Annotated in this window: 24 protein-coding genes and 1 rRNA gene; 2 read left to right on the top strand and 23 right to left on the bottom strand. The window is 41.5% G+C overall.

Annotation, left to right across the window (positions count from 1 at the left end):
* From IMPJCBKJ_RS08195 to mnmE, 19 genes are all read right to left on the bottom strand, one after another.
* Nucleotides 1-248: ribosomal RNA gene (locus tag IMPJCBKJ_RS08195) — 16S ribosomal RNA — on the bottom strand; the annotation flags it as partial.
* A gap of 570 nt (nucleotides 249-818) precedes the next feature.
* Complete coding sequence (locus IMPJCBKJ_RS08200) at nucleotides 819-2,657, bottom strand: choice-of-anchor I family protein (protein WP_166339753.1); 1,839 nt, start codon at nucleotides 2,655-2,657, stop codon at nucleotides 819-821.
* Nucleotides 2,658-2,800: 143 nt separating this feature from the next.
* Complete coding sequence (gene glmU / locus IMPJCBKJ_RS08205) at nucleotides 2,801-4,159, bottom strand: bifunctional UDP-N-acetylglucosamine diphosphorylase/glucosamine-1-phosphate N-acetyltransferase GlmU (RefSeq protein ID WP_166339755.1); 1,359 nt, start codon at nucleotides 4,157-4,159, stop codon at nucleotides 2,801-2,803.
* A gap of 272 nt (nucleotides 4,160-4,431) precedes the next feature.
* Complete coding sequence (locus tag IMPJCBKJ_RS08210; RefSeq protein ID WP_054554812.1) at nucleotides 4,432-4,854, bottom strand: F0F1 ATP synthase subunit epsilon; 423 nt, start codon at nucleotides 4,852-4,854, stop codon at nucleotides 4,432-4,434.
* 13 nt (nucleotides 4,855-4,867) lie between these two features.
* A complete protein-coding gene (gene atpD, locus IMPJCBKJ_RS08215) occupies nucleotides 4,868-6,253 on the bottom strand; it encodes a F0F1 ATP synthase subunit beta (RefSeq protein WP_054554811.1) in 1,386 nt (461 codons plus the stop codon).
* 32 nt (nucleotides 6,254-6,285) lie between these two features.
* Nucleotides 6,286-7,146, bottom strand: a complete 861-nt coding sequence (gene atpG, locus IMPJCBKJ_RS08220) for a F0F1 ATP synthase subunit gamma (protein WP_054554810.1) — start codon at nucleotides 7,144-7,146, stop codon at nucleotides 6,286-6,288.
* Nucleotides 7,147-7,205: 59 nt separating this feature from the next.
* Nucleotides 7,206-8,747, bottom strand: a complete 1,542-nt coding sequence (atpA, locus tag IMPJCBKJ_RS08225; protein ID WP_054554809.1) for a F0F1 ATP synthase subunit alpha — start codon at nucleotides 8,745-8,747, stop codon at nucleotides 7,206-7,208.
* 14 nt (nucleotides 8,748-8,761) lie between these two features.
* The gene (gene atpH, locus IMPJCBKJ_RS08230; protein ID WP_166339757.1) at nucleotides 8,762-9,295 is read right to left on the bottom strand and encodes a F0F1 ATP synthase subunit delta; all 534 of its coding nucleotides are present in this window, start codon (nucleotides 9,293-9,295) and stop codon (nucleotides 8,762-8,764) included.
* 16 nt (nucleotides 9,296-9,311) lie between these two features.
* Nucleotides 9,312-9,782, bottom strand: a complete 471-nt coding sequence (gene atpF, locus IMPJCBKJ_RS08235) for a F0F1 ATP synthase subunit B (RefSeq protein ID WP_054554807.1) — start codon at nucleotides 9,780-9,782, stop codon at nucleotides 9,312-9,314.
* A gap of 42 nt (nucleotides 9,783-9,824) precedes the next feature.
* Entirely contained in the window at nucleotides 9,825-10,058 is a 234-nt protein-coding gene (gene atpE, locus IMPJCBKJ_RS08240) for a F0F1 ATP synthase subunit C (protein ID WP_010561330.1), read from the bottom strand.
* Nucleotides 10,059-10,114: 56 nt separating this feature from the next.
* On the bottom strand, nucleotides 10,115-10,972 hold the full coding sequence (gene atpB, locus IMPJCBKJ_RS08245; RefSeq protein WP_054554806.1) for a F0F1 ATP synthase subunit A: 858 nt from the start codon (nucleotides 10,970-10,972) through the stop codon (nucleotides 10,115-10,117).
* A gap of 15 nt (nucleotides 10,973-10,987) precedes the next feature.
* Nucleotides 10,988-11,368, bottom strand: coding sequence for an ATP synthase subunit I (locus IMPJCBKJ_RS08250; protein WP_054554805.1), 381 nt, complete (start codon nucleotides 11,366-11,368; stop codon nucleotides 10,988-10,990).
* A 159-nt stretch (nucleotides 11,369-11,527) separates the two neighbouring features.
* The gene (locus IMPJCBKJ_RS08255; RefSeq protein WP_054554804.1) at nucleotides 11,528-12,439 is read right to left on the bottom strand and encodes a ParB/RepB/Spo0J family partition protein; all 912 of its coding nucleotides are present in this window, start codon (nucleotides 12,437-12,439) and stop codon (nucleotides 11,528-11,530) included.
* Nucleotides 12,440-12,459: 20 nt separating this feature from the next.
* Nucleotides 12,460-13,245, bottom strand: coding sequence for a ParA family protein (locus tag IMPJCBKJ_RS08260; protein ID WP_054554803.1), 786 nt, complete (start codon nucleotides 13,243-13,245; stop codon nucleotides 12,460-12,462).
* Between the two features lie 13 nt (nucleotides 13,246-13,258).
* Nucleotides 13,259-13,879: a 16S rRNA (guanine(527)-N(7))-methyltransferase RsmG gene (gene rsmG / locus IMPJCBKJ_RS08265; RefSeq protein ID WP_166339759.1), complete on the bottom strand. Its 621-nt coding sequence runs from the start codon at nucleotides 13,877-13,879 to the stop codon at nucleotides 13,259-13,261.
* Nucleotides 13,880-13,894: 15 nt separating this feature from the next.
* Nucleotides 13,895-15,784, bottom strand: coding sequence for a tRNA uridine-5-carboxymethylaminomethyl(34) synthesis enzyme MnmG (gene mnmG / locus IMPJCBKJ_RS08270; RefSeq protein WP_054554801.1), 1,890 nt, complete (start codon nucleotides 15,782-15,784; stop codon nucleotides 13,895-13,897).
* Nucleotides 15,785-16,213: 429 nt separating this feature from the next.
* Nucleotides 16,214-16,663 (bottom strand): FMN-binding protein MioC, encoded by a 450-nt coding sequence (gene mioC, locus IMPJCBKJ_RS08275; protein WP_054554800.1) that lies wholly within the window; start codon nucleotides 16,661-16,663, stop codon nucleotides 16,214-16,216.
* Nucleotides 16,664-17,249: 586 nt separating this feature from the next.
* The gene (locus IMPJCBKJ_RS08280; protein ID WP_166339761.1) at nucleotides 17,250-17,990 is read right to left on the bottom strand and encodes an isocitrate lyase/phosphoenolpyruvate mutase family protein; all 741 of its coding nucleotides are present in this window, start codon (nucleotides 17,988-17,990) and stop codon (nucleotides 17,250-17,252) included.
* A 146-nt stretch (nucleotides 17,991-18,136) separates the two neighbouring features.
* Nucleotides 18,137-19,501, bottom strand: coding sequence for a tRNA uridine-5-carboxymethylaminomethyl(34) synthesis GTPase MnmE (gene mnmE / locus IMPJCBKJ_RS08285; protein WP_166339763.1), 1,365 nt, complete (start codon nucleotides 19,499-19,501; stop codon nucleotides 18,137-18,139).
* A gap of 209 nt (nucleotides 19,502-19,710) precedes the next feature.
* Here mnmE and IMPJCBKJ_RS08290 point away from each other — a divergent pair, with 209 nt between their 5' ends.
* Together IMPJCBKJ_RS08290 and IMPJCBKJ_RS08295 are read left to right on the top strand one after the other, a co-directional pair.
* Nucleotides 19,711-21,858, top strand: coding sequence for a TonB-dependent siderophore receptor (locus tag IMPJCBKJ_RS08290; RefSeq protein WP_166339765.1), 2,148 nt, complete (start codon nucleotides 19,711-19,713; stop codon nucleotides 21,856-21,858).
* A gap of 9 nt (nucleotides 21,859-21,867) precedes the next feature.
* Entirely contained in the window at nucleotides 21,868-23,073 is a 1,206-nt protein-coding gene (locus tag IMPJCBKJ_RS08295) for a PepSY-associated TM helix domain-containing protein (RefSeq protein ID WP_166339767.1), read from the top strand.
* Nucleotides 23,074-23,129: 56 nt separating this feature from the next.
* Here the strand turns inward: IMPJCBKJ_RS08295 and yidC are convergent, their stop codons facing one another.
* From yidC to rpmH, 4 genes are all read right to left on the bottom strand, one after another.
* Complete coding sequence (gene yidC, locus IMPJCBKJ_RS08300) at nucleotides 23,130-24,761, bottom strand: membrane protein insertase YidC (RefSeq protein WP_166339769.1); 1,632 nt, start codon at nucleotides 24,759-24,761, stop codon at nucleotides 23,130-23,132.
* Between the two features lie 8 nt (nucleotides 24,762-24,769).
* Nucleotides 24,770-25,042, bottom strand: coding sequence for a membrane protein insertion efficiency factor YidD (yidD, locus tag IMPJCBKJ_RS08305; RefSeq protein ID WP_054563758.1), 273 nt, complete (start codon nucleotides 25,040-25,042; stop codon nucleotides 24,770-24,772).
* A gap of 128 nt (nucleotides 25,043-25,170) precedes the next feature.
* Entirely contained in the window at nucleotides 25,171-25,593 is a 423-nt protein-coding gene (gene rnpA, locus IMPJCBKJ_RS08310; RefSeq protein WP_058583673.1) for a ribonuclease P protein component, read from the bottom strand.
* 7 nt (nucleotides 25,594-25,600) lie between these two features.
* A complete protein-coding gene (gene rpmH, locus IMPJCBKJ_RS08315; protein WP_008488847.1) occupies nucleotides 25,601-25,735 on the bottom strand; it encodes a 50S ribosomal protein L34 in 135 nt (44 codons plus the stop codon).
* Nucleotides 25,736-26,159 lie beyond the last annotated feature (424 nt).

A 26,159-nucleotide genomic window follows, 5' to 3' on the forward strand; every position in this document is an offset into this window, starting at 1 on the left:
GCTAATCCCACTTGGGCTAATCTTATGGCGTGAGGCCCGAAGGTCCCCCACTTTGGTCCGTAGACATCATGCGGTATTAGCAGTCGTTTCCAACTGTTGTCCCCCACCATAAGGCATATTCCCAAGCATTACTCACCCGTCCGCCGCTCGTCAGCAGAGTAGCAAGCTACTCTCTGTTACCGCTCGACTTGCATGTGTTAGGCCTGCCGCCAGCGTTCAATCTGAGCCATGATCAAACTCTTCAATTAAAAGTTTTTTGTTTGAAGTAAACTTCAAACCATGCTCAATGAATTCTGATTTTGATATCTTTCGATATCGAATTGACTATGAAGTCACTCAGTTACATTTGAGACTCTAAATTTGTTTGCGTTACTTAGTAAACTAAGCTTCGCTGTTAGAACTCAATCTGTACGAGTGCCCACACAGATGATTGCTTTATATTGTTAAAGAACGTTGCGACGTTGTCGCTAGGGATGCGTATAATACATCCTTAATTTTTCGAGTCAACACTTAATTTTAAACTTTCTTTTTAGACCGTTTTAAACCGAAGTTTTACTTAACTCTCTGTCACTTTGTTCAGCCTTTTTCATTGCTGCCCGCCGTGTCAGTGGATGCGCATTATAGGGATACGAAGAATTAACGCAAGCACTTTTTGAAGGTTTTTTTGAATATTTTCAAATTAGTGCAATAACCATACAAATAAAGGGTTACAGAGGGGTTTTAGCTCAAAAAGCAGTCATTTTTGTGAGGATAAAATGGCATAGAAAAAGCGACATACATTAAATTAGCTATGTCGCTTTTTATTTTTATAAGGCGGATTAGTTAGTAGAAATTTCCCAAACAGCGATTGAACCCGAAATTTCATTACCAACAACTAGCAATGCTTCATTCGTTGCACTTTGTTCTGCAGGTATAAATGCCATACCTTCAGGAGCAAGATCACCTGTTATATCTGCATCAGCTTCTAGGCCACGATTAAAAAAGTAATCTTGGAATGTCACATTGTATGGATTAGTAATATCAAACACCATAATGCCACCCATACGCTCTAAACCAATAAATGCAAATGTACGTTCGCCAATAGTACCCAGTGTTAACGCTTCTGGTTCTGCACCTTTGTCATCAGAGCGACTATCACCTTCATTTTCATCTTCGTTATTATTGAATGCTGCTCCGTGAACTGATGCAGTAATACGTGAGATTTGATCGCCCGAGTCAAAAACCACCATGCCGTTACTATCCCAGATGGTAAAAGAGCGAGCACCATATGCATAGAGTGATTCATATTCGCCATTATTATCTTCATCACCTTTAACAGTGGTTACTTTTAAACGGCCAATATCACTGTTGTCATTGTTCAGGTAGTCAAAATTGCTTGCCAGTGTTAAGTCTTTAGCTCTAGTTTCATCTATATATGATAAACAACCATCATCTTCATCGTAATCTAGACCACCTTTTGCTAAACAATCAGCTTCGTCGGTTGTATCAAAGAAGTATTCTCGTGCATCACCTTCGTTCGCTGTGACAATAAAGTTAGCACCTTTCCAAGTAAAGCTTGAAATCGTATCTGGTTGATACATGCCATAGAGACCAGGGTACGATTTAAAGTTAACGCCACCGTCTTTATCAGATGCATCAAAAAGTAAATTGGACCAATCTTTAAAACCTAATCCTTTAAGCTCTAGGCTATTATCTTCAAGGTTGACGATAGCAAGGGCGTTATTTTCTTGTAGTGAGACGTAGGCAAACTTATTGTCTTTCGAAACGCTGATGTATTCAGGTTCTAAATCCATTGCTACGGTTGTATTAATCAAGTTACCGTTGATTGTTCGACCTGTCGGGTTAGCAAATACAATCCCAAGTTCTTCAAGCTCTGCTTGTTTGTCGTTATAAGCCGAAAAAGTAATGCTAATAGCAGTATCTGCAATTACACCATCATTAATATTAATAATGCTGATAGAGCCTTCAGGGTCAATGCTATAGTCACCATTAGGTTCACCTTCATTTGCAACCAGTACTTTATTGCCATCATGGCTAAAAGTAACCATGTCGGGCAGGGCGCCTACAGTGACATTTTTAATAAACTGAGGCTCGTCGCCACTAATATCATAAAATGCGATTAAACCTGCATCACCGGTATTACTAGCTGCCATTGCAACGGCTAAAAGTTCATTATTAGCATCAATCGCGATACTGTTTGCATCACCCACACTGTGCTCATTAAGTGCAAGGGTAATCTCTGAGCTTAAATTAGTGCCGTTTATAACCCCTTCGTTATCTTTAACTAAAGCTGCACGGTCAAAGCTATCGGCTTTCATGATATTAACGACCGCAGAATCACCGGAACTATTGATAGCAAATATTCGTTGTTTAGATGCTTGGTAAGCAACAATTTCCGCAGCACCTTCAGGGCTTTCTGCGTTCAGCACTGCACGGCCGATAAGATTTATAGTTAAAGCAGCGTTTGCATCTGTACCATTTGCTCCGTCAGTTCCGTTTGCACCATCGGTGCCATTTACCCCATCAGTTCCATTAGTACCATTTTGACCTGCAGGACCTTGCTCACCTTGTAGGCCGTCTTTGCCGTCGTCACCGTCTAATGAGCAGCCAGAAAGAATGGTTAAAAGTGATAGCGCAATAATTGATCTTTTTAACATTATTATTTTTCCTTGGAGTTGTATTGAGGCAATTACAACACGCAGGCATTACAACTATATGGCACTTTTATGAGAACAAAATTTAGTCATAAAAAAAGCGAGTATAAACTCGCTTTTTATTTATAAATTAGTAGGGTAGCTCATTACTTTTTAGTTGGGCGCTTCCAACCAGTAAGGTTACGTTGTTTACCACGAGCGACTGCAAGCTGATCATCTTCAACAGTATTAGTGATAACAGAGCCTGCGCCAATCGTTGCCATTGAGCCAATATTAACAGGGGCCACCAGTGATGAATTAGAACCGATAAAGGCGTTATCTCCAATAATGGTTTTTGATTTATTTACGCCATCATAGTTACAAGTAATAGTCCCTGCGCCAATATTAACTTTTTCGCCAACTTCAGTGTCGCCTAAGTAGGTTAGGTGGTTTGCTTTTGAGCCTTTGCCTAAGCGAGTCTTTTTCATCTCAACGAAGTTACCAATGTGCGAGTCTTCTTCCATAATCGCACCAGGGCGAAGGCGGGCATATGGGCCTAAAGTGCATTTAGCAGCAACGCTGGCTTCTTCAACAAGTGAGTTAGCTTTAATAACAACGTTATCGCCGATAGTACAATCTTTAAGTACGCAATTTGGGCCAATTTGTACGTTATTACCAAGCGTTACTTTACCTTCGAAAATAACATTAACGTCGATCAGTACGTCTTCGCCAGTCGTTACTTCACCACGTACATCAATACGAGCAGGATCAGCAAGTGTTGCGCCGTTTAGCATTAGCTCTTCTGCTTGCCATGCTTGGTATGCACGTTCAAGCGCTGAAAGTTGTACGCGATTATTAGCACCTTCAACTTCCATCGGATGCTCAGGCTGTGCAGAGGTAATTTCAACCCCTTCACTGTGTGCCATAGCTACAATATCTGTTAAGTAATATTCACCTTGGGCGTTGTTGTTAGATAGGTTACCTAACCAACGTTTAAGTAGCGCACCATTAGCAGCCATAATACCGGTATTGATTTCTTTAATCGCAAGTTGCTCAGGTGAAGCGTCTTTTTGTTCAACAATACCGACTAGCTTGCCATTTTCACGGATCATTCGGCCATAACCTGATGGGTCATCTAAGGTAACCGTTAATACTGCTAAGCCTTTTTCTGGAGTCGCAGCAAGTAGCTTTTCTAAGGTCGTGCGTTTTGTTAGTGGCACATCACCATAGAGAATTAATACGGTGTCATCATCGGCAATGTGTTCTTTAGCAACAGCAACAGCATGACCCGTACCGAGTTGTTCTTCTTGTAATACCCAGTTTACTTGGTTGTGCGATAGGGCTTCTTGAAGCTGATCACGGCCATGACCGTAAACAAGATTTGTTTCACGAGCACCAAGGGCAGTGGCATTATCGATAACGTGCTGAACCATAGGTTTACCAGCAACTTTGTGTAATACCTTAGGTAGAGCAGAGCGCATACGGGTGCCTTTACCCGCAGCAAGAATAACGGTAGTCAGAGACATTAAAACAATATCCTTCTTTCTTTGTTTTAGGTGTGCAATATTTTGTGAGTTCTGGGAAACATACAAAGTTGTGTAAGTCACATCATGTGTAAATACGCAATCCTAATGCATTGGACTGAACCTTGAATGAAACAGCTATTCACTAATAATTTACACTATTGTAGCGAGCTTTGATGAAGGATATAAGTATAAATATAAAGTAGGGTGCTAAACGGTGAATTTTAGGCACAAAAAAGCCCACGTTAAGTGGGCTTTTCGAAAACCGAGTAGGCTTACTTTTTACGTAATTGTTGAATTACGCGAAGTTGAGCGATTGCTTCAGCAAGTTGCACTGCAGCTTGTTGATAATCTAACTCAGCAGTTGACGTATTCGCCATTTGCTCTTCAGCATCACGTTTAGCTTTTTCAGCCGCTTGCTCGTCTAGGTCTTCACCACGTACTGCAGTATCTGCAAGAATCGTGATGCGATCCGGTTGAACTTCTAGCGTGCCGCCAGCAATATACATCACGTCTTCGTGACCAAATTGCTTAACTAAACGTACCATACCAGGTTTTAGGGCAGTTAATAATGGAGCGTGACCATAGTTAACACCAAGGTCACCTTCACTACCACTCACTTGAATCGATTCAACCAGACCAGAGAACAAGCTCTCTTCTGCGCTTACTACGTCAAGATGTACAGTCATAGCCGCCATACTACCCTCCTAATTACATGCTTTTGGCTTTTTCTTGAGCTTCTTCAATAGAGCCAACCATGTAGAACGCTTGCTCTGGCATATCATCAAACTCACCGTTTAAGATACCTTTGAAGCCAGCAATTGTGTCTTTAAGTGACACGTATTTACCAGGCGCGCCTGTGAATACTTCAGCAACGAAGAACGGCTGAGATAGGAAACGCTGGATTTTACGTGCACGAGATACAACTTGCTTATCTTCGTCAGAAAGCTCGTCCATACCTAGGATTGCGATGATGTCTTTAAGTTCTTTATAACGTTGAAGAACTGTTTGAACGCCACGCGCTGTATCGTAGTGCTCTTGACCGATTACTAGTGGGTCAAGTTGACGTGAAGATGAATCAAGTGGGTCTACCGCAGGGTAGATACCAAGTGAAGCGATATCACGAGAAAGTACTACTGTTGCATCTAAGTGAGCAAACGTTGTTGCTGGAGATGGGTCAGTTAAGTCATCCGCAGGTACGTATACCGCTTGGATTGAAGTGATTGAACCCGTCTTAGTAGATGCGATACGCTCTTGAAGTACACCCATTTCTTCAGCAAGAGTTGGTTGGTAACCTACTGCTGAAGGCATACGACCTAGAAGTGCTGATACCTCTGTACCCGCTAGAGTATAACGGTAGATGTTATCAACGAAGAAAAGTACGTCACGACCTTCGTCACGGAACTTCTCAGCCATAGTAAGACCAGTTAACGCTACGCGTAAACGGTTACCCGGTGGCTCATTCATTTGACCGTATACTAGAGATACTTTATCTAGTACGTTTGAGTCGTTCATCTCATGGTAGAAGTCATTACCCTCACGAGTACGCTCACCAACACCTGCGAATACTGAGTAACCGCTGTGCTCGATTGCGATGTTACGGATAAGTTCCATCATGTTTACGGTTTTACCAACACCGGCACCACCGAATAGACCAACTTTACCACCTTTAGCGAATGGACATACAAGGTCGATTACCTTGATACCAGTCTCTAAAAGTTCTACTGAACTTGATTGTTCTTCATAAGAAGGTGCTGCACGGTGAATAGACATACGCTCTTCTTCACCAATTGGACCAGCTTCATCAATAGGGTTACCTAATACGTCCATGATACGACCTAGTGTCTTCGTACCTACTGGAACGTGGATTGGCTGACCTGTACCTTCTACTGCAGTACCACGACGTAAACCGTCAGTAGTACCAAGTGCGATACCACGTACCACACCGCCACCTAGCTGTTGTTGAACTTCTAAAGTTAAACCAGCTAAGTCGCCATCTGTTACTTTTAGTGCGTCATATACGGCTGGCACGTTGTCTTGTGGAAATTCGATATCCACAACGGCGCCGATAATTTGGACGACCTTACCTAAACTCATGTCTATTCCTCTCATTAAACTTTGCCGAAGCGTTAAACTGCTGCCGAACCGCCAACAATCTCACTAATTTCTTGTGTGATTGCAGCTTGACGAGCCTTGTTATAAACAAGCTGTAACTCATCCATAAGGTCGCCAGCGTTATCAGTTGCAGCTTTCATTGCAACCATACGGGCAGCCTGTTCAGAGGCAGCGTTCTCAACTACACCTTGGTATACTTGAGACTCAATAAAGCGTACTAACAGAGCTTCTAAAATCGCTTCTGGGTTTGGCTCATATAAGTAATCCCAAGAATGTTGAGATACTTCTTCTTCAGCTTTTGGCAAAGGGAGTAACTGATCGATTGTTGGCTCTTGCTTCATAGTATTAACGAACTTGTTGAATACTACGTATAAGCGGTCAATTTTACCTTCAGAGTATGCATCTAGCATTGTCTTTACAGGACCAATAACGTCTTGTAGTGAAGGTGTATCTCCTAAGTTCGCTTTTTTAGCGACTAACTTACCGCCAAAACGTTGGAAAAAGCCAGCTGCTTTGCTACCTAAAGTAGTAAATTCAGCTTCAACGCCTTTTTCTTTCCACGCTTTAACATCTAGGGCAACTTTTTTGAACTCGTTTGAGTTCAAGCCACCACATAGACCACGGTCAGTAGAGATAACAATATAACCAACTCGTTTTACTTCACGCTCTTCTAAGAAAGGGTGAGTAAAATCAAGATTTGCTTGAGCAACACGACCAATCACTTGGCGTAAGTTTTCAGCGTATGGACGGCTTGACGCCACACGTTCCTGCGCTTTTTTCATTTTAGACGCAGCAACCATTTCCATTGCGCTGGTGATCTTTTGAGTATTCTTGATACTCCCGATCTTGCTTTTAATCTCTTTTCCGCTGGCCATGACTCTCTCTCCGAATCAGGTGGGCTTTAGTTGCCTAAAGCTCACCATTCATAACTAAATTACCAAGTTTGCGTCGACTTGAACTTCTCTAGAAGTTCTTTAAGTTGAGCTTCAATCTCAGCGTTGTAGTTACCAGTTTCATTGATTTGAGCCATTAGCTCTGCGTATGTGCTGTTTGCATAAGAAATTAGGCCAGCTTCGAAATCCATGATTTTCGCGATTTCGATGTCTTTTAGGTAGCCTTTTTCAGCAGCAAATAGCGACAGAGACATTTCAGCAACAGACATTGGTGCGTACTGTTTCTGCTTCATTAGCTCTGTTACGCGTTCACCATGCTCTAATTGAGCACGTGTTGCATCGTCAAGGTCAGACGCGAACTGCGAGAACGCAGCTAATTCACGGTACTGAGCTAACGCTAGACGGATACCACCACCTAGTTTCTTAACGATTTTAGTTTGCGCTGCACCACCAACACGAGATACCGAGATACCAGCGTTAACAGCTGGACGGATACCTGAGTTGAATAAGTCAGTTTCTAAGAAGATCTGACCATCGGTGATAGAGATAACGTTTGTCGGTACGAACGCAGAAACGTCGCCGCCTTGAGTTTCAATGATTGGCAATGCCGTCAATGAACCTGTTTTACCTTTCACTTCACCATTAGTGAACTTCTCAACGTAATCAGCGTTTACACGTGATGCACGCTCTAGAAGACGTGAGTGAAGGTAGAATACGTCACCTGGGTATGCTTCACGGCCTGGTGGACGCTTAAGTAGTAATGAGATTTGACGGTAAGCAACAGCTTGCTTAGATAAATCATCATATACGATTAGCGCGTCTTCACCACGGTCACGGAAGTATTCACCCATAGTACAACCAGAGAATGGTGCTAGGTACTGAAGTGCCGCAGATTCAGAAGCAGATGCAACAACAACGATTGTGTTTTCTAATGCACCGTGCTCTTCTAATTTACGTACTACGTTAGCGATAGTAGATGCTTTTTGACCAACTGCAACGTACACACACTTAACGCCTGTACCTTTTTGGTTGATGATAGCATCGATTGCTAATGCAGTTTTACCAGTTTGGCGGTCACCGATCACAAGCTCACGTTGACCACGACCTACTGGGATCATCGCATCGATAGATTTATAACCAGTTTGTACTGGCTCATCTACTGATTGACGTTCGATAACGCCTGGTGCGATTTTCTCAACAGGTTCAAAACCGTCGTTATCTAAAGCGCCTTTACCGTCGATAGGTGCACCTAGTGTGTTAACAACACGACCAAGTAGACCACGACCAACAGGAACCTCTAGGATACGACCAGTTGATTTAACTTTTACGCCTTCTTTAAGGTCAGCGTAAGGACCCATTACTACAGCACCTACTGAGTCACGCTCAAGGTTTAGTGCGATAGCATAACGGTTGCCAGGAAGCTCGATCATCTCACCTTGCATACAGTCAGCAAGACCGTGGATGCGGATGATACCGTCAGTAACAGATACGATAGTACCTTCGTTACGAGCTTCACTTACAACTTCGAACTGCTCAATACGTTGTTTGATCAGATCTGAAATTTCAGTGGAATTAAGTTGCATGCTCTTTTTCCCAATTACGATTGTAGTGATGTAGCTAAGCGGGCTAATTTGCCACGTACTGAGCCGTCGATTACAGTGTCACCCGCCTTAATGATAAGACCGCCAACAACTGTAGTATCTTCACTACAATTCAGCTTAACTTTGCGTGCGAAACGTTTTTCAAGTGCCGCTACCAATGTTGCTTGCTGCTCAGCAGCAAGCGGTGTTGCAGAAATCACGTCAACGTCGATTTCTTTGTCGTAGTCCGCTTTAAATTCAGCGAATAACTCAGCAACAGCAGGCAGTGCAACTAAACGTCCATTTTCAGCCATCACCTTGATTAGGTTCTGACCTTGTTCGTTGAGCTGCTCTGCACAGATCTTGATAAACAGATCTGCTTGTTCAGTAGCAGTAGGCAATCCAGCTAGCGCGGCAGCGGCTTGCTCGTTGCTGGCAACTTGGCCAGCAAAGAACAGCATGTCGTTCCAACTTTCAACAGTGCCTTTTTCAACGGCAAGTTCAAAAGCCGCTTTAGCGTATGGGCGAGCGATAGTAGCCAATTCAGACATGCTCATACCCTCCTAATTACAGCTCAGCGACAAGTTTTTCAACGATGTCACTGTGTGCGGCTTGATTGATTTCGCGCTCTAAAATCTTCTCAGCACCAACCACTGCCAGCGTCGCTACTTGTTTACGTAGTTCTTCTGTTACACGGTTACGCTCTGCTTCGATTTCAGAGTGCCCTTGAGCAATAATTTTTTCACGCTCTTGTTGACCACGAACAGTTTCTTCGTCAACGATTAGCGTGGCACGCTTTTTAGCTTGTTCAATGATATCAGCCGCTTGAGCTTTTGCCTCTTTAAGCTGCTCAGCAGCTTTCTTTTGCGCAAGTTCTAAGTCTTTTTCGGCTCTATCAGAGGCAGCTAAACCATCTTCGATTTTCTTCTGGCGAGCTTCAATTGCACCATTTAGTGGTGGCCATACGTATTTCATACAGAAAAGTACGAAAACCGTAAATGCAATTAATTCACCGATAAGAGTGGCTGTTAAGTTCACGACCGCTCCTCCTTAAAATAGTAAGCTGTTCAAAAAATAATATTAAAGTACGAACAACAATACCATTGCGATACCAACACCGATCATAGCTACGGCATCGATTAGACCAGCAAGGATGAACATCTTAACTTGTAATGAAGGTGCAAGTTCAGGTTGACGTGCACAAGCTTCTAGGAATTTACCACCCATGTTACCGAAGCCGATAGCAGTACCGATTGCACCGAAGCCGATAAGTAGAGCAACAGCGATGTACTTAAGACCAATCATTAGTTCCATTTTTTTCTCCAAAGTTTCAATTGTAAATTAAAGTTAAAATTTAAAAGTGTAAAAAATTAGTGATTATCTGAGCTTGCCATGCTTAGGTATACGATTGTAAGCATCATGAATACGAATGCTTGCAGTACGATTACTAAGATGTGGAATACAGCCCAAATAAAGTGCAACGGTAGTTGCATTAAACCAACTGCGCCGATCAAGATGAAAATCAACTCACCAGCATATAAGTTACCGAATAAACGCAGTGCTAACGAGAACGGCTTAGCAACTAAAGCGATTGTTTCTAGTAATAAGTTACATGGGATTAAGAACACCATCGCTAGCTTGTTATTAGAGCTAAACGGGTGAAGGGTTAATTCAGCTAAGAATCCGCCAATCCCTTTGATTTTGATTGCGTAACCGATCATCAGAATGAATACACCAATAGCAAGTGCAGCAGTCATGTTGATGTCTGTTGTAGGTACAATCTTCATGTAAACATCGTGAGAATCCATACCAAATGCTTGCTCGCCAACGAAGCCAGCGAATGCAGGTAGGAAATCAACCGGAATCAAGTCCATTAAGTTCATTAAGAACACCCAAACGAAAATCGTTAGAGCTAATGGAGCGATTAATGCGCTTTTACCGTGGTATGTGTCACGTACGTTGTCGCCAACGAACTCAACGATCATTTCAATGAAACACTGAAATTTACCAGGTACACCGGTATTTGCTTTCTTAGCGGCACTACGGAAGATCCATAAAAATACAAGACCTAGACCGATTGACCATGCGAGGGTATCTATATTCCATGTCCAGAAACCACTGTCTGCACACGCTTTGTTGAAGGCAAGACCAGCGTCGGTCGAGCACATCTTAGCGTTAGTTAAGTGGTGCTGAATATGGCTTGATAGAGTTACTTCTTCTGCAGCCATGTTATATCCCAAAAGTTAATGATTAAAAAAAACGGGCGCAAACAATCCGCTAAATAACACCAATACATAAACACAGAAAAACGGTAATAAAACGACCGTGTAAGACTTCAGTATCAGTGCAAACAAAACGATTGTTAGCATAAATTTTAATCCGTTGCCGCGCTTTAGCGAGGCATACACTTGATTTACTCGACTTGCACCCATATAACGGAATGCATAGACAGCAAATACAAAATTAGGGAGTAGTGCAACAGCTCCGCCAGCAAGCGCTGACTGGCCGGCATTGACTCCCCAACCTATAAAAACAATTACTGCAGCGATTAATGCTACGATACCCTGAAGACAAATTAATTTAAATGCGGCAAGCCTATACGGCCTTGCTAACCTATTAGTCACGTTTTGTTAACCTTTAGAACGTTAAATTGTCAGGGTATGAAAACTGGCGAAATTATACTGATTCCTACCAGTTTTGCAACTTGAGTCGACCCTTTGTAGTGCAAAAACACCACAAATGTCTCTTTTTGGACATGTTATTAATTAATGACGGGAATAGTCTTAATTTATACGGCTTAAAATGCCATCCAACTCATCAAGAGTTGTATAAGAGATAACCAGTTTGCCTTTGCCTTTTTTATTGTAGTTTATTTCTACTTTGGCGCCTAAATTTTCAGCAAGTTTTTGTTCTAACTGTTTGACATCCGGATCTTTTTCTTGTACTTCTTTTTTCGGAGCTGGTTCTAAAATAGAGCGAACTAATTTCTCAGTTTCACGAACAGTCAACGCTTTAGCAACCGCTAATCTAGCAGCATCTGACTGCGCTTCGCCTTCAAGTGCCAATAAACAACGTGCATGACCCATTTCGATGTCGCCATGTTCTAACAAGATTTTAACATCTTCGTTAAGGTTATTTAGACGTAGTAAATTAGTCACAGTCGTACGCGATTTACCAACTGCTTCGGCGACTTGTTGATGAGTGAGTTCAAATTCGTTAAGTAAACGATTCAATGCAATCGCTTCTTCCATCGCGTTTAGGTCTTCACGTTGGATATTTTCAATCAATGCGATCGCAACGGCTGCTTCATCTGGTACATCTTTGATGATACATGGAACAGCATCTAATTTTGCAAGTTGAGCAGCACGCCAACGACGTTCACCAGCAATAATTTCATATTTGTCTGCACCAATTTGGCGCACAACAATTGGCTGAATGATGCCTTGAGCACGAATTGAGCTGGCTAACTCTTCTAGCGCTTCTTCAGACATGTCTTTACGCGGTTGATATTTACCCGATTGTAAAAACTCAATCGCTAATTTTTGCAGCTCACCTTTGCTTTGCTCTGCAACTACTTCAGAGACTTGCTCTGGTGTTGCTGTCGCTTGTTGCTGATTATTTGCACTTGGGGCAGGTTTTGATGAACTTAATAAAGCGTCGAGTCCTCGGCCTAAACCGCGTTTTTTAGCAGACATGTTATTTTTTTACCTCGAAGTTAGGCTACTGCTGAAGATGTTTTCTCTTTTCTACGTAACATTTCGCCGGCTAGGGCTAAGTAAGCTTTAGCACCACTTGATGCACGGTCATAATACATGGCAGGGGCACCAAAACTCGGCGCTTCTGCTAAACGGACATTACGTGGGATAACGGTACGATATACTTTATCGCCAAAATGTTGTTTGAGTTGTTCTGATACATCATTTGCAAGGCGATTGCGCGGATCATACATGGTGCGCAAAATCCCTTCAATTGTTAACGCTGGATTTACTAGCTTAGATAGCTGCGTAATGGTATCCATTAATGCCGTTAAACCTTCAAGGGCATAATACTCACATTGCATCGGAACTAAAATCGAATCTGCGGCAGCCATTGCATTAACAGTAAGCATGTTAAGTGAAGGCGGGCAGTCGATAAAAATGAAATCGTATTGGTCTTGAATTTGTTCAAGCGCATTACGTAAACGCACTTCACGAGCAAACAATTCCATTAGTTTAACTTCAGCGGCAGTCACATCGCCATTAGCAGCAATTAAGTGATACTCACCTGAGGTTTCTTTATTGATCACTTCATCGATTGGTGTTTCTTCAATCAATAAATCGTAAATAGTCGCAACATCACCGTATTTATCGACACCACTACCCATGGTAGCGTTTCCTTGCGGATCAAGATCGATTAATAACACTTTACGCTTCGTCGCGGCCATCGATGCCGCGAGGTTCACAGCGGTGGTCGTTTTACCAACACCACCTTTTTGGTTTGCTAATGCGATGACTTTTGCCACAGTGCTCTGATCCCTAGTCTTTAGATAGAATGATTAGATGTCTTTGCGCATCTAACTCAGGTACTTCCAAGCTGATTTTTTCATCAAACTTAATACCTTTAGGTAATGAGTCTAGTTCTTCGCTCGGAAATACGCCTTTTAAGGCGATAAATTTACCTGAATGATCAATCAAGTGCGCACACCAGTCAACCATATCTTGTAAAGAGGCGAATGCACGACTTAATACACCATCTAATTTAACACTTGGTTGATATTCTTCAACTCTAGACTGCACTGGGGTTACATTTTCAAGGCCAAGTGCATGTTTTACCTGCATCAAAAAGCGCACGCGTTTACCTAAACTATCTAACAATACAAATTGTGTATCAGATAAAGCGATGGCTAATACGATACCCGGTAAACCAGGACCCGTACCTACATCAATGTAATGTTTGCCTTTAAGGTGTGGTGCAACAACTAAGCTATCCATAATATGTTTAACCATCATTTCTTCAGGTAAACGAACAGAGGTTAAGTTATACGCTTTGTTCCACTTGTCTAATAATTCAACATATTGCACAAGTTGTTGTTGCTGTTTTTCTGTTAGCGCAATATCAGTTTGCGCTAACAGCGAAGTTAATTGTTGTTGTAACACTGTATTCCTCACCAACTACGCAGTCTTGCGCAGTAAGCCTTGCTTTTTCAGATAGACTAATAATAGCGAAATAGCAGCAGGGGTGATACCTGAAATACGTGACGCTTGGCCAATTGTATCTGGACGACTATCAGTAAGCTTTGCGATAACCTCATTTGATAAACCAGAAACAGTTGAATAATCAAAGTCTTTTGGTAATACAGTTTGTTCATGACGTAGCTGCTTATTGATCTCATCTTGCTGACGAGCAATATAGCCTGCGTACTTAGTATGGATCTCAACTTGCTCAAGTGCAGCTTGGTTATCAAACTCAGAACCTAAACCATCGATTGCCATTAAGTCGTTATAACGAATTTCAGGGCGGCGGATCAGATCTTCAAGGCTCGCTTCACGAGTCAGTGGTGTTTTTAATAACGCATTTACTTGATCAACAGCAACGTGATCTTTGTGGATCCATGTTTCTTTTAAACGTTGCGTTTCTTTTTCGATGATTTCCATTTTTTCGTTAAATGCAGCCCAACGAGCATCGTCAACTAAGCCAAGTTCACGGCCTTTTTCAGTTAAACGAATGTCGGCATTATCTTCACGAAGTAATAAACGGTATTCAGCACGGCTAGTAAACATACGGTATGGTTCTTTAGTACCTAATGTTGCTAAATCGTCAATGAGTACACCTGTGTATGCTTCATCACGACGAGGTGTCCAAGACTCTTTGCCTTGTACTTGTAATGCGGCGTTCATACCCGCAATTAAACCTTGCGCGCCGGCTTCTTCGTAACCGGTTGTACCATTGATTTGGCCTGCGAAGAATAAACCATTAATAAACTTAGTTTCTAATGATTGCTTTAAGTCGCGCGGATCAAAGAAGTCATACTCAATCGCATAACCAGGACGACAAATGTGTGCATTTTCAAAACCAGTGATTGATTGCACAATTTCAAGCTGTACATCAAACGGTAAGCTAGTTGAAATACCATTTGGATATAATTCGTATGATGTTAAACCTTCAGGCTCAACAAAGATTTGATGTTTGTCTTTATCAGCAAAACGTACGATCTTATCTTCGATTGAAGGGCAGTAACGTGGACCAATACCTTCAATTACACCTGAATACATAGGTGAGCGATGTAAGTTATTGCGGATCACATCATGTGTTTTTTCATTTGTATAAGTGATGTAACACGGGATCTGCTGTGGGTGATCCGATTGTTTACCCATAAATGAGAATACAGGCGTTGGGGTATCACCTGGCTGTTCTTGCATCTTGCTAAAATCAACAGTACGCGCATCAATACGAGGAGGCGTGCCTGTTTTTAAGCGATCAACACGGAAAGGTAATTCACGTAAACGCTCAGCAAGTGCAATAGAAGGTGGATCACCGGCACGACCGCCTTTGAAGTTCTCTAAACCAATATGGATCTGACCACCTAAGAAAGTACCTACGGTAAGAACCACAGAAGGCGCGCTAAAACGAAGACCCATTTGCGTTACAACACCGATTACTCGATCACCTTCAACGATTAGATCGTCACATGATTGTTGGAAGATCTTTAAGTTTTCTTGATGTTGTAAAGTATGTTGAATAGCTGCTTTATACAAAGCACGGTCAGCTTGTGCACGTGTAGCACGTACTGCAGGACCTTTAGATGAGTTTAAAGTACGAAATTGAATACCGCCTTTATCAATAGCCTGAGCCATTGCACCACCAAGAGCATCGATCTCTTTAACTAAATGGCCTTTACCAATACCGCCAATTGCCGGATTACAAGACATTTGACCAAGGGTATCCATATTATGAGTTAGCAATAGGGTATTCATGCCCATGCGAGCAGATGCTAATGCAGCTTCAGTACCTGCATGTCCACCACCTACAACAATAACATCAAAACGTTCGTGAAAAATCATTTATGGGATCCTACTTAATCGACCAGCAAAACTTTGTAAAGGGAGCGTATTCTACCTAGAAATTTAGAGAAGATAAATGATTAAACAGTGCTCAAGATCTAAGTGGGTGATCTCTAATAATATAAAGGATCTTTTAAAGAGATCTTTTATTACTCTTACTACTAGTAACAGCTAGATCTGTTGATAATGTTCGCTTTACCATTTAAAACATGATCTTAACGCAGATCTAAAGGTGTTAATATGATCGGATCTTCCCGCGTAAAAGCTTTGATCAAAAGGGCTATTTATACACAGGTCAATATCGATTGGATCTTATCCAAGGGATAAACTAGGTTAAAATCGCAGTTAGATCAGTGTTTATCCACAATCTGATCTAAATTATCAGTAAATTGTGGGTAACTTTTATAACAACGATCAACACCGATCGGCTTAATTGAGCCCTGCTGATTCGATCCAGCTTGGTAACCAGGCTAATGCCGTGTCTTCTGGCAATGCTTCATCAAGAATATTGAGCTCTAAGCGTTCTGCCACGCGGTTTGCGCCTTTATTAGCTAATAACTCATCTAGATTACGGCCTGCATAGTTATAGGTGTCGTAACTAGTGTCACCTAATCCGATCACACTGTAGTTTAATCCTTTAAGATCAGCCTGTTGGTTAATAGATTCAACAAATGGCAGTAGGTTCTCTGGGTAGTCTCCAGCGCCGTATGTAGAAGTACATAACAACCAAATAGTATCTTGCTGATCAATATCATCAAATACAGGCTGTTCATGAAGCTGCACTTGGATCCCTTGTTGTTCAAGGGCTTCTGCTAGTTGCTCTGCCACGTATTCTGCAGATCCCATTTGGCTGCCAACGATGATATTTACTGATTGCATGTGATTGATCATGTATAGAAATAAGTGGCCACATGATAACTAAGTTAGGGTGTGAGTAAAGCGTTGAATTACGATCTGAATAAGTTTTTCTGCTTAAAATGACAGCTTTAATTCAATGCTTTTTATAATCTACTGTTTTTAATGGTTTTTTATTTTTATTCATAAATCAAACCCTTTGATCAAGCTGTTGATAAATTTGGGGAAAGTTCTGATCAAGCTAAATATTGGAAACTGTATAACTTTGCTAAGTTGTTGATCTTTAATTGTGTGTAAGCGCTTAAATTTTCAGATCTGATAAAAATAGTGAGTATGATCGTTTTGTGGATAGATCGCTTGTTGATAACGATCGGTTTGCAATTTGCGATCAATAAAATAGATCGAAAAAAACTTAAATAAGCGCTAATAAAGGCTGTTTTTAAGAAAATTAGTTATCAAAAAGGGCTGTTGTATGAAAATAAATTCAAATTTTCGCGTTTTTTTATGATCAAATCAGCCTTTAGATCTAAAAAAGCCCCAAATGTGGATAACATTTTTAGCTAAATTCGATCTTAAAAGCTGTTTTGATCTGATTTTTTAGCTCGCTAAGTTAGTTTTCGATCTGAGTTAAACTGGTTTTTATCGTATTACCGACTAGATCATAGAGCGAATTACCCAATGAAAACCGTTTTGCACCACCAGCGAAAGCGGCTTTTGCTGAGTTAAAATTGCTCATTGCCATCACATTTAATGGCATATCTATTGTGTTAGCTAAGCTGGTTATGTGCTCTATGTTAGTTAAGCCGGGCACAAACAGACCGTCTGCACCTGCATCTTGATACGCTTTCGCTCGCTTTAATGTTGCTTGAAAAGGGGAGTCACTAACAAAGTAGGTATCGGTTCTGGCGTTTATAAATAAACCACCGAAGCCATTTTCGTTAAGTGCTTTTTTTATCTCACGAATAATAGTGCATTGCTGTTCGGTAGATCTCAGTGCGTTAGTGTCTTTATCTGAGTCCTCTATGTTGATGCCTACAACTCCTAACCTTGCTAACGCTAAAATGTTTTCGCTAATTTGCAGCGGATCGTTACTGTAGCCTGACTCTATATCCACAGAGAGTGGAATATGAAGGTGTTCAGTTAAGCTTTTAACCAGCGCTAACTGAGTTTGAAAAGAGATGTTTTCACCATCAGCTAACCCTAAACTTGCCGCAATTCCCCAGCTGGTTGTTGCTACGGCTTTAGCTCCCGCAGCTTGGATGAATTGTGCTGAACTAAGATCCCATGCATTAGCGAGTACAAAGCCCCCATGCTGGTGGTGTAATTGGTGAAAGAGTTGATATTTGTCCATGATGTCCTCCGTTTAATGACATCGCTAGACTAATTGATATGAGGTTTATTACTGGCTGGTTTCGGGCCTGAACCGATAATTGATTACTGGACTAAAAACAAAAAAAGAGTCTTGCGACTCTTTTTTATAATATTGATGACCGGAATTTATTTACCGATACAGAACGAACTAAAGATTTTCCCTAGCAAGTCATCAGAGGTAAATTCACCCGTTATCTCATTTAAGAACTGTTGAGTTAGGCGTAATTCTTCAGCCAAGATCTCACCAGCAACATGCATCTCTAATTGCTCTTTGCCTGTGTTTAAATGATAGGCAGCATGATCAAGTGCATCTAAGTGACGACGGCGTGCCATAAATCCACCTTCTGTGGCGCCTTGGAAACCTATACATGCCTTTAAGTGAGTACGAACTAACTCTATACCCTCTGCATTTTTAGCACTCAAACGGATCACCGGATATTGATCATGTTCATCCATACCGACATTTTCACCGGAAATATCGGCTTTATTTCGGATCACAGTAACACCCATACCCTCTGGTAATTTGGCCATAAACTCTGGCCAAATATCATGAGGATCAGTGGCTGATGTGTCTGTGCCGTCTAACATAAATAGTACGCGATCGGCTTGGTTAATTTCATCCCATGCGCGTTCAATACCAATTTGCTCTACTTTATCTGGGCTTTCACGTAGGCCTGCGGTATCAATAATATGTAGTGGCATACCATCAATGTGGATATGTTCGCGTAATACGTCACGTGTTGTACCTGCTATTTCGGTAACGATGGCTGCATCACGGCCAGCTAACGCATTAAGTAGGCTTGATTTACCTGCGTTAGGGCGACCCGCAATAACAACACGCATACCTTCACGCATGATGCTACCTTGTTTAGCTTGCTGAGTTACATTCTCTAATTGATCAATGATGGCATTGAGATCTGCGGATACTTTACCGTCTGATAAAAAGTCGATTTCTTCATCAGGAAAATCAATTGCAGCTTCAACATACATACGTAGGTGAATGACTTTCTCCACCAGCGTTTCAATATGTTTAGAGAATTCACCTTGCAGTGATTGGAGGGCACTTTTTGCTGCCTGTTCACTGGTTGCATTAATTAAATCGGCAATTGCCTCTGCTTGAGTTAAATCAAGCTTATCATTCATAAATGCGCGCTCAGAGAACTCACCTGGTTTTGCTAAACGTACACCGTCAATTTGGCTAATTTCTTTTAATAGCATATCTAAAACGACAGGGCCGCCGTGACCTTGTAGTTCTAGTACGTCTTCGCCGGTAAATGAATTTGGCCCTTGGAAGTAAATAGCAATACCTTGGTCAAGCTGTTCACCGCTCAAGCTTTTAAATGGTACATAGTCTGCGTAACGCGTTTTAGGACAACGGCCAATAATCTGTTCTGCCACTGTTTTAGCTAAGCTACCAGAGACGCGAATAATACCAACCCCACCACGTCCTGGTGCGGTCGCTTGTGCTGCAATTGTGTCTTGATTAATCATGCGATGAAATAATGCCAATAAAAGAATGAATGCTGGCTCTATTGTAACCTATGGCTTAATTTCATGCGAATAGCTGTTTGAGTAATGAGGTAGCAAAAGTCTGATGTAAGTAATACTTTATTTAGCTTTAATTAATAATAAACACTCATTGAAAATGATAACTATATTCATTAACATGTTGCGCATTCTAAATCTTATCGTTTTTTATTATGCGTCTTTCTGCTGTTTTTATTGCACTTGCTGCTGGTTTTTCGGGCGTTGCCCATGCTCAAACTGAAGTGACTACTTCGGATCAAAGTGATTCAAAAGAACTCGAAAAAATAGAAGTTGTTGGCCGTGCGTTCTCTTTATATCGCCCAACCGAGTCTAGCTTTGCTACTCGTACCAATACACCTTTAGAGAAAATTCCTCAGTCAATTCAAATTTTGCCGCAGGAGCTGATTAGCGATCAGGCTGCTCGCCAAATTACCGATCTTTATAGCAATATTGCTGGTGTTAATGCCTTTAGTTATTCAGGCGTGACATTCCGTGGTTTCCGCCAAGATGAGATTTTATATGATGGTGTAAAGGGCGACCCTTTCAATGGCTTTGCTGTGCCGCAATTATTTAATATTGAACAAGTTGCGGTTTTAAAAGGACCTGCTGGCGCTATATACGGTAGCGGTAATCCGGGTGGTATTATTAACTATGTAACTAAGAAGCCTAAATTCACCAGTGAACACAGTATTGAAGTTGAAGTAGGTAATGATGACTTCTTCAGTGGTGCATTAGAAAGCACTGGAACATTGAGTGAATCACTTGATAATCATGCTTACCGTGTTGGTCTTTACCGTGATACTGAAAAGCCATTCCGTGCTAATACTAGCAGCGATAATACCATTGTTGATCTTGGTTATACGTGGCTTATCAACAGTGCAACCGAATTAACCACTCAGTATACCTATATAGAGCAAGAGTTGGGTGGGGCACGTTTACGTGGTGTACCTGCTGATGATAACGGTAATTTTCTAACTGATATTAGCTGGAATCATAACGAGGCGACAGACTTTCAAAATGTTGAAGCCCATGTCTATCAGGCAACTTTAAAACATGAGTTTAATGATGTTTGGCGCACAGATGTCACAGCACGTTATTTTGATAACAAAGAAGTGCAAAACTATCATGAACCAAGAGGCCTCGTTGATACAGATGACGACGGTATTGTTGATTGGAGCCATCGCGAGTTTCGTGATCAAGTACGTGAGAACGAAGGCTTTAGCTTAACAGCTAATGCGATTGCAGAGTTTGCATTTGCTAATATGCAGCATCAAGTGCTGTTTGGTAGTGATTGGTATGAACATGATTTTGAAAGCGTTTACCGTACAGCTACACAACAAAGTAAAGGTGGCCCAGTACCAGGACTTGATCTTAACAACCCTGAATATGGTTTAACCTCTGCTGATGATTATGACCTTGATAGTATTACCCCACGGCTTGGGAAAACGAATAGCACCCGCTTTGGTGCCTACTTGCAAGATCAGCTAGATATCACCGCTAATTGGAGTGTGACAGCTGGCTTAAGGTATGATCGTTTTGAAGATAAAGATCTGTTAAATCAAACCGAGTTTTCTGATAGCGACTTAACTTACCGTATTGGTACCAGCTATAACATTAACAACATGTTCTTCCCTTATGCGCTACATGGCACTGGCTTTGTGCCGCAAAGTGCGAGTAATCAAGAAACAGCAAAGGGCGGTCCGTTCTCGCCGGAGACTAGCCGTATTAACGAGTTAGGTTTAAGAACTAAGCTATTAGCAGACACACTTGCTGTTAATATGGCTGTGTACGATATTGTCCGCGAAAACATCCTGCAGCCTAGCTTATTAGGTGATGTTGCAGGTGACGGGGTTGATGACTTAGTTGCTGTTGGTGAAGTACAAAGTAAGGGCTTTGAACTTGAAGTGGTTGGCGATATCACTGATAGCTGGGTAGTGACTGCAAGCTACGCTTATAATGATACCCGTATTACTGAAGCAAACGACAGTATTACCAATCAAATTCCTGATAGCGATAAATTTGCTAACGCGCCGCAAAATACTCTAGGTATATGGACACGCTATGAGCTACCTAGCTTATCGTCATCTATTTCTGCAGGCTTAGATTATGTTGATGAACAGCTTAGTTTAGGCGGTCAACGTGTTAAACCTTACACTGTTTACAACATGGCGTGGCAAACAACCGTTGATAACTGGCAATGGCAGCTATCAGTTAAGAACCTATTTGATAAAGAATACGCAAGCAGTGGCTTTATCGAACGAACAGGGCACTTTCCTGGTGAACCACGTCGTGTTTATTTAAGTGCTAAATACAGCTTTTAATGGTGGCGTGTGAACGCTAAAAGTTGGTTTAACTTACATTCTTGGGCAGGACTCTTTGTTGGAGTCCTGCTTTTTGTTACCTGCGTATCGGGAACACTCGCTACGTTAAGTCATGAACTCGAGTACTTAACAGACGCTAAGTACCGTGCATTAACTTCTTCTGCCTCTACTAACTACCCAGCTCTCGAAAACACCCTTAATCAGCATTATCCGCAAGCTCAGTTACTTTATATCCAACGTCATAAGCAAGATTACCTTGCCACCGAAGTGGCTCTTAAAGTCGGTGATTCATTTCGCTTTGTTTATTTAGATGCTGCAACGGGTCGCTTACTCGGTGAAGGAGAGTGGGCGCGAATATCGCGGTTTTTACGTAACTGGCATATGAACTTGTCGATGGGCTGGACGGGTAAACTAATCGTCACCAGTTTGAGTGTGTTACTCGTTATTTTATTGGTCTCGAGTTTTTATGTATATCGACGCTGGTGGCAAGGCTTTATGAAAAAGCCTGCTGCGCTTAGTATTGATATACGTAGTAGTTGGTCTGATTGGCATAAGCTGTTTGGGCTTTGGAGTTTATGGTTTATTGCTGTGATGGCTATCACAGGGGTTTGGTATCTGGTAGAACATGGGCTGCAAACCGCGAAGGTACCTCACTATGTCTCTAGTCCACCAGCTGTGAGTGAGTTTAAGAAACAAAGCCCTCGCAAGGGTCTATCGCCAATTAGTTTAGCTACAGCTTATGAAGCCGCTAAACAGGCATTTCCTAGCCTTGATATTCGCTATATTCGTTATCCTAATAAAGCGGATCAGCCTATTGAAGTGCGTGGTTATAACGATGATATTTTACTGCGCCTGCGTGCTAACCGGGTTTATTTAAAACCAAGCTCCGGTGAAGTTCTTGGCATACAAAAAGGGGAAGAACTAAACCTGCTTCCACGAATTAAAGACACCGCTGATCCGCTGCACTTTGGTAACTTTGCAGGCATTGGTACCAAGCTTATTTGGGGGCTATTTGGTGCATTGATGAGCTTTGTAAGCGCTGCTGGCATCTATATGAGTTGGCTTAGGGTTAAGCGTAAATCAACGGCTGTAAAGTGGCTTGGTTTATCTGGGGTGGTTGCAATCGGCTTGGTAGTTGCTTCACTACTAACAACAAGTTTGAGCTTTACTGAACGCAGTGTGCCCAATCAGGTTTATTCTCCTATTCTCGGTTAGCTATTTTCAGGTATTAAAAAAGGCGCAGTTAGCGCCTTTTTTCTTGGGTTAAGAGTTTAGCCTCTTACCTTAATACCTTTTTTCTCCATACCGCGGTAGATGATTAGCATCTGAGCGATTGAGATAAGGTTCGATACTAACCAGTAAAGTACTAGGCCAGATGGGAACCATAAGAAGAAAATAGAGAATACTACTGGCATAAAGGTCATCATTTTTTGCTGCATAGGGTCAGTAACCGTCATAGGTTGCAGCTTTTGAGTGATGAACATACTTAAACCAAATAAAACCGGTAATACGTAGTATGGGTCCATTGCTGATAAATCATTTAACCATAAAACGAATTCAGCATGACGTAGCTCAGTTGATTCTAAGAATACGTAGAATAACGCTAAGAAGATTGGCATTTGTAGTAACAGCGGGAAACAGCCACCCATAGGGTTCACTTTTTCTTTGCGGTACATTTCCATCATAGCTTGACCGAATTTTTGACGGTCATCACCATACTTCTCTTTTAGTGCAGCCATTTTAGGTTGTAAGGCACGCATCTTCGCCATTGACGTGTATTGTGCTTTAGTAAGCGGGTACATTGCCGTTTTAACGATAACCGTGATTGCAATGATAGCTAGACCCCAGTTACCTAGGATGCTGTGTAACCACTTAAGTAGTACGAATAATGGTTGTGAAATAAACCATAACCAACCGTAGTCTACAGTTAGGTCTAAGTCTGGGTGGATTGCTTCTAGTACGTCAGACTCTTTCGGGCCCATGTAATAAGTTGAGCTAAGTGTTGCTTGCGTACCAGCTTGTACGTTAACTGCTTCACCTTTAGTACCAATAATTGCCGCATTACCAGCAACTAATTTGCTGTAAAGGGTATTTTGTTGGTCTTGCTTTGGTACCCACGCACTTACAAAGTAGTGTTGGATAAATGCAATGTAGCCACCAGCTGTAGTGATGTTAAGGTTTTTATCAGCCATGTCTGAGAAGCTGTACTTTTCGTATGGCTCTTCTTCAGTACCAAATGCTGCACCTAAGTAGTTTTGATCTACTAAGCTACCTTTTTCTTGTACTGTGCGTTTTACTTGCGTGTATAACTGAACTTGAATTGGATCAGCTGTTACGTTGTTTACTGTGTACTCTAAATCTACAGCGTAGTCGCCTTTTTTGAAGATATAAGTTTTAGTAAAGGTCACACCTTTACTGTCAGTAAACTCAAGTGGTACACGTAGCTCATCACCCGTTAAAGTGAATGCTTTTTGTGTGGTTTTATAAACAGGACGGCCTTTCAGGGTTGTCTCTGGGCCATTTAAACCAATTAAGCCACTTTGCGAGAAGTATTGGTTACCGTCAAACTCACCAAGTAGCATGAAAGGTGTTTCACCGCCTTTTACCTCTTCGTACTGAAGTAGGTCTGCTTCAATAATGTCACCACCTTGGGTGTCAATTTTAACAGTGAATACGTCAGTTGTTACATCGATAACTGAGCGCTTTGCTGTCGTTACAGCTGGAACTTCACCGTCAGATGATGCAGGAATAAAGTCATCAGATTCTGGTGTTGTTGCGCCTAGTGTTTGTGTTGTGGCACTTGGATCAGCCTTTGGTGCGTTGTAGTCGTTATTCCATTCTTGAAATAATAAAAACGACACAAGCATCAAGCCGATTAATAAAAACGTGCGTTGCGATTCCATAACAGCTCTTATTTCTCGTGTTGGTGGTTAATATGATTTTTTGCCGGTACGGGATCATCCCCACCAGCATGTAAAGGGTGGCATTTTAATATGCGTTTAACAGCTAACCAACTGCCTTTTACACTTCCATGCAAATTAATTGCTTGAATAGCGTAACTAGAGCAAGTTGGATTAAAACGACAATGCGGGCCTAATAGTGGGCTTATCCATTTTTGATAGCCGCGTATTAGCATGACTAAACAGCGCTTTGGAATAGCAACAAGTGGTTTAAGTAACCTCATGATGTGTCTGCCCCTGCGTTAATTTAGTCAATGGATACCATGAATTTAAATTCCCATCGTAGAATTTTAAATGCATGATTAAAAGGTGAGCTAAAGATACCTTAATTAAGCCTGTAATTCTATTGCTATCAGGCTTGTTTATTAGATTTAGCTGATTTATTCGGGCGTTTTTTAAATGGTGGTGGTTTAGGTGCACCAGGCTTGCAGCGTTCGTTAATTTTTCGCCACAATTTATTTAGTTGCTTTGTCAGCTCTTCGTTTGACTGTTCATCAATACCACTTTTAACCATAAGCACAATATCAATGTTATCGAGTTTATGTTGATTTAAACGGAAACTTTCGCGAGCAAGTCGTTTAATTCGATTACGTTGACAGGCTTTTTTAACGCGTTTTTTTGCGACCGTAAGACCTAATCGAGGATTAGTTTGGTCATTGCGTTTAGCTAATAGGGTAAAGAAAGGAGTCGCAGCGCGTGCTGGTTCATTAAAGATTCGAGAGTAATGCGAGGGAGTTAACAGACGTAACTCCCTGCTGAAGCTAAAGTCTTCCACTTATATATTAAGCAGAAAGAACTTTACGGCCTTTAGCACGACGACGAGCTAATACTTTACGGCCATTTGCTGTTGCCATACGAGCACGGAAACCGTGTGTACGTTTGCGTTTTAAAACGCTAGGTTGAAAAGTTCTTTTCATAACAATTCCATCCGATCGGTTAAGGTTAAAACATCCTATGCAGGTCGCGATCCTGGCACAGGTGCCATTGCGAGCGCGAGATATTATAGATGAAGACAACAAAAGTCAATCATTAAAACGCTGCAGAGGCCGTAATTATAAAGGATCCTTTTACCTGATCATATAGGATCATCATAAATAAGAAGTTTTCCACAGCCTCTGTATAAAAAGTGAATAAAAGCTTGGGAAAAGCCAATTCGATCGTAGAATTTGATCGCGATCTGGCTGCAAATTTGTTATGATCACTGTTCGAGCTTAAAAAATAACTTTCTTAAAAATCAGTGTTTTATTCTTTTATGTTGCTGAGATCATATTTTTCATAAAAATCAATCTTGTACTTGTGGATAAAGTACCTTCATAATAGTCGGTCTGGGCCAAGAAAGTT

Source organism: Pseudoalteromonas sp. MB47, assembly GCF_011319765.1.
Lineage (GTDB): Bacteria > Pseudomonadota > Gammaproteobacteria > Enterobacterales > Alteromonadaceae > Pseudoalteromonas > Pseudoalteromonas simplex.

Excerpts from the sequence above, each read along its gene's own strand:
- yidC (WP_166339769.1), bottom strand. The coding sequence starts at position 24,761 with ATGGAATCGCAACGCACGTTTTTATTAATCGGCTTGATGCTTGTGTCG.
- mnmG (WP_054554801.1), bottom strand. The coding sequence starts at position 15,784 with ATGATTTTTCACGAACGTTTTGATGTTATTGTTGTAGGTGGTGGACAT.
- IMPJCBKJ_RS08290 (WP_166339765.1), top strand. The coding sequence starts at position 19,711 with ATGCGTCTTTCTGCTGTTTTTATTGCACTTGCTGCTGGTTTTTCGGGC.
- atpH (WP_166339757.1), bottom strand. The coding sequence starts at position 9,295 with ATGTCTGAATTGGCTACTATCGCTCGCCCATACGCTAAAGCGGCTTTT.
- atpA (WP_054554809.1), bottom strand. The coding sequence starts at position 8,747 with ATGCAACTTAATTCCACTGAAATTTCAGATCTGATCAAACAACGTATT.
- rpmH (WP_008488847.1), bottom strand. The coding sequence starts at position 25,735 with ATGAAAAGAACTTTTCAACCTAGCGTTTTAAAACGCAAACGTACACAC.
- IMPJCBKJ_RS08255 (WP_054554804.1), bottom strand. The coding sequence starts at position 12,439 with ATGTCTGCTAAAAAACGCGGTTTAGGCCGAGGACTCGACGCTTTATTA.
- IMPJCBKJ_RS08200 (WP_166339753.1), bottom strand. The coding sequence starts at position 2,657 with ATGTTAAAAAGATCAATTATTGCGCTATCACTTTTAACCATTCTTTCT.
- atpE (WP_010561330.1), bottom strand. The coding sequence starts at position 10,058 with ATGGAACTAATGATTGGTCTTAAGTACATCGCTGTTGCTCTACTTATC.
- IMPJCBKJ_RS08210 (WP_054554812.1), bottom strand. The coding sequence starts at position 4,854 with ATGGCGGCTATGACTGTACATCTTGACGTAGTAAGCGCAGAAGAGAGC.
- mioC (WP_054554800.1), bottom strand. The coding sequence starts at position 16,663 with ATGCAATCAGTAAATATCATCGTTGGCAGCCAAATGGGATCTGCAGAA.
- glmU (WP_166339755.1), bottom strand. The coding sequence starts at position 4,159 with ATGTCTCTGACTACCGTTATTCTTGCTGCGGGTAAAGGCACCCGTATG.
- IMPJCBKJ_RS08280 (WP_166339761.1), bottom strand. The coding sequence starts at position 17,990 with ATGGACAAATATCAACTCTTTCACCAATTACACCACCAGCATGGGGGC.
- atpB (WP_054554806.1), bottom strand. The coding sequence starts at position 10,972 with ATGGCTGCAGAAGAAGTAACTCTATCAAGCCATATTCAGCACCACTTA.
- atpG (WP_054554810.1), bottom strand. The coding sequence starts at position 7,146 with ATGGCCAGCGGAAAAGAGATTAAAAGCAAGATCGGGAGTATCAAGAAT.
- atpD (WP_054554811.1), bottom strand. The coding sequence starts at position 6,253 with ATGAGTTTAGGTAAGGTCGTCCAAATTATCGGCGCCGTTGTGGATATC.
- yidD (WP_054563758.1), bottom strand. The coding sequence starts at position 25,042 with ATGAGGTTACTTAAACCACTTGTTGCTATTCCAAAGCGCTGTTTAGTC.
- mnmE (WP_166339763.1), bottom strand. The coding sequence starts at position 19,501 with ATGATTAATCAAGACACAATTGCAGCACAAGCGACCGCACCAGGACGT.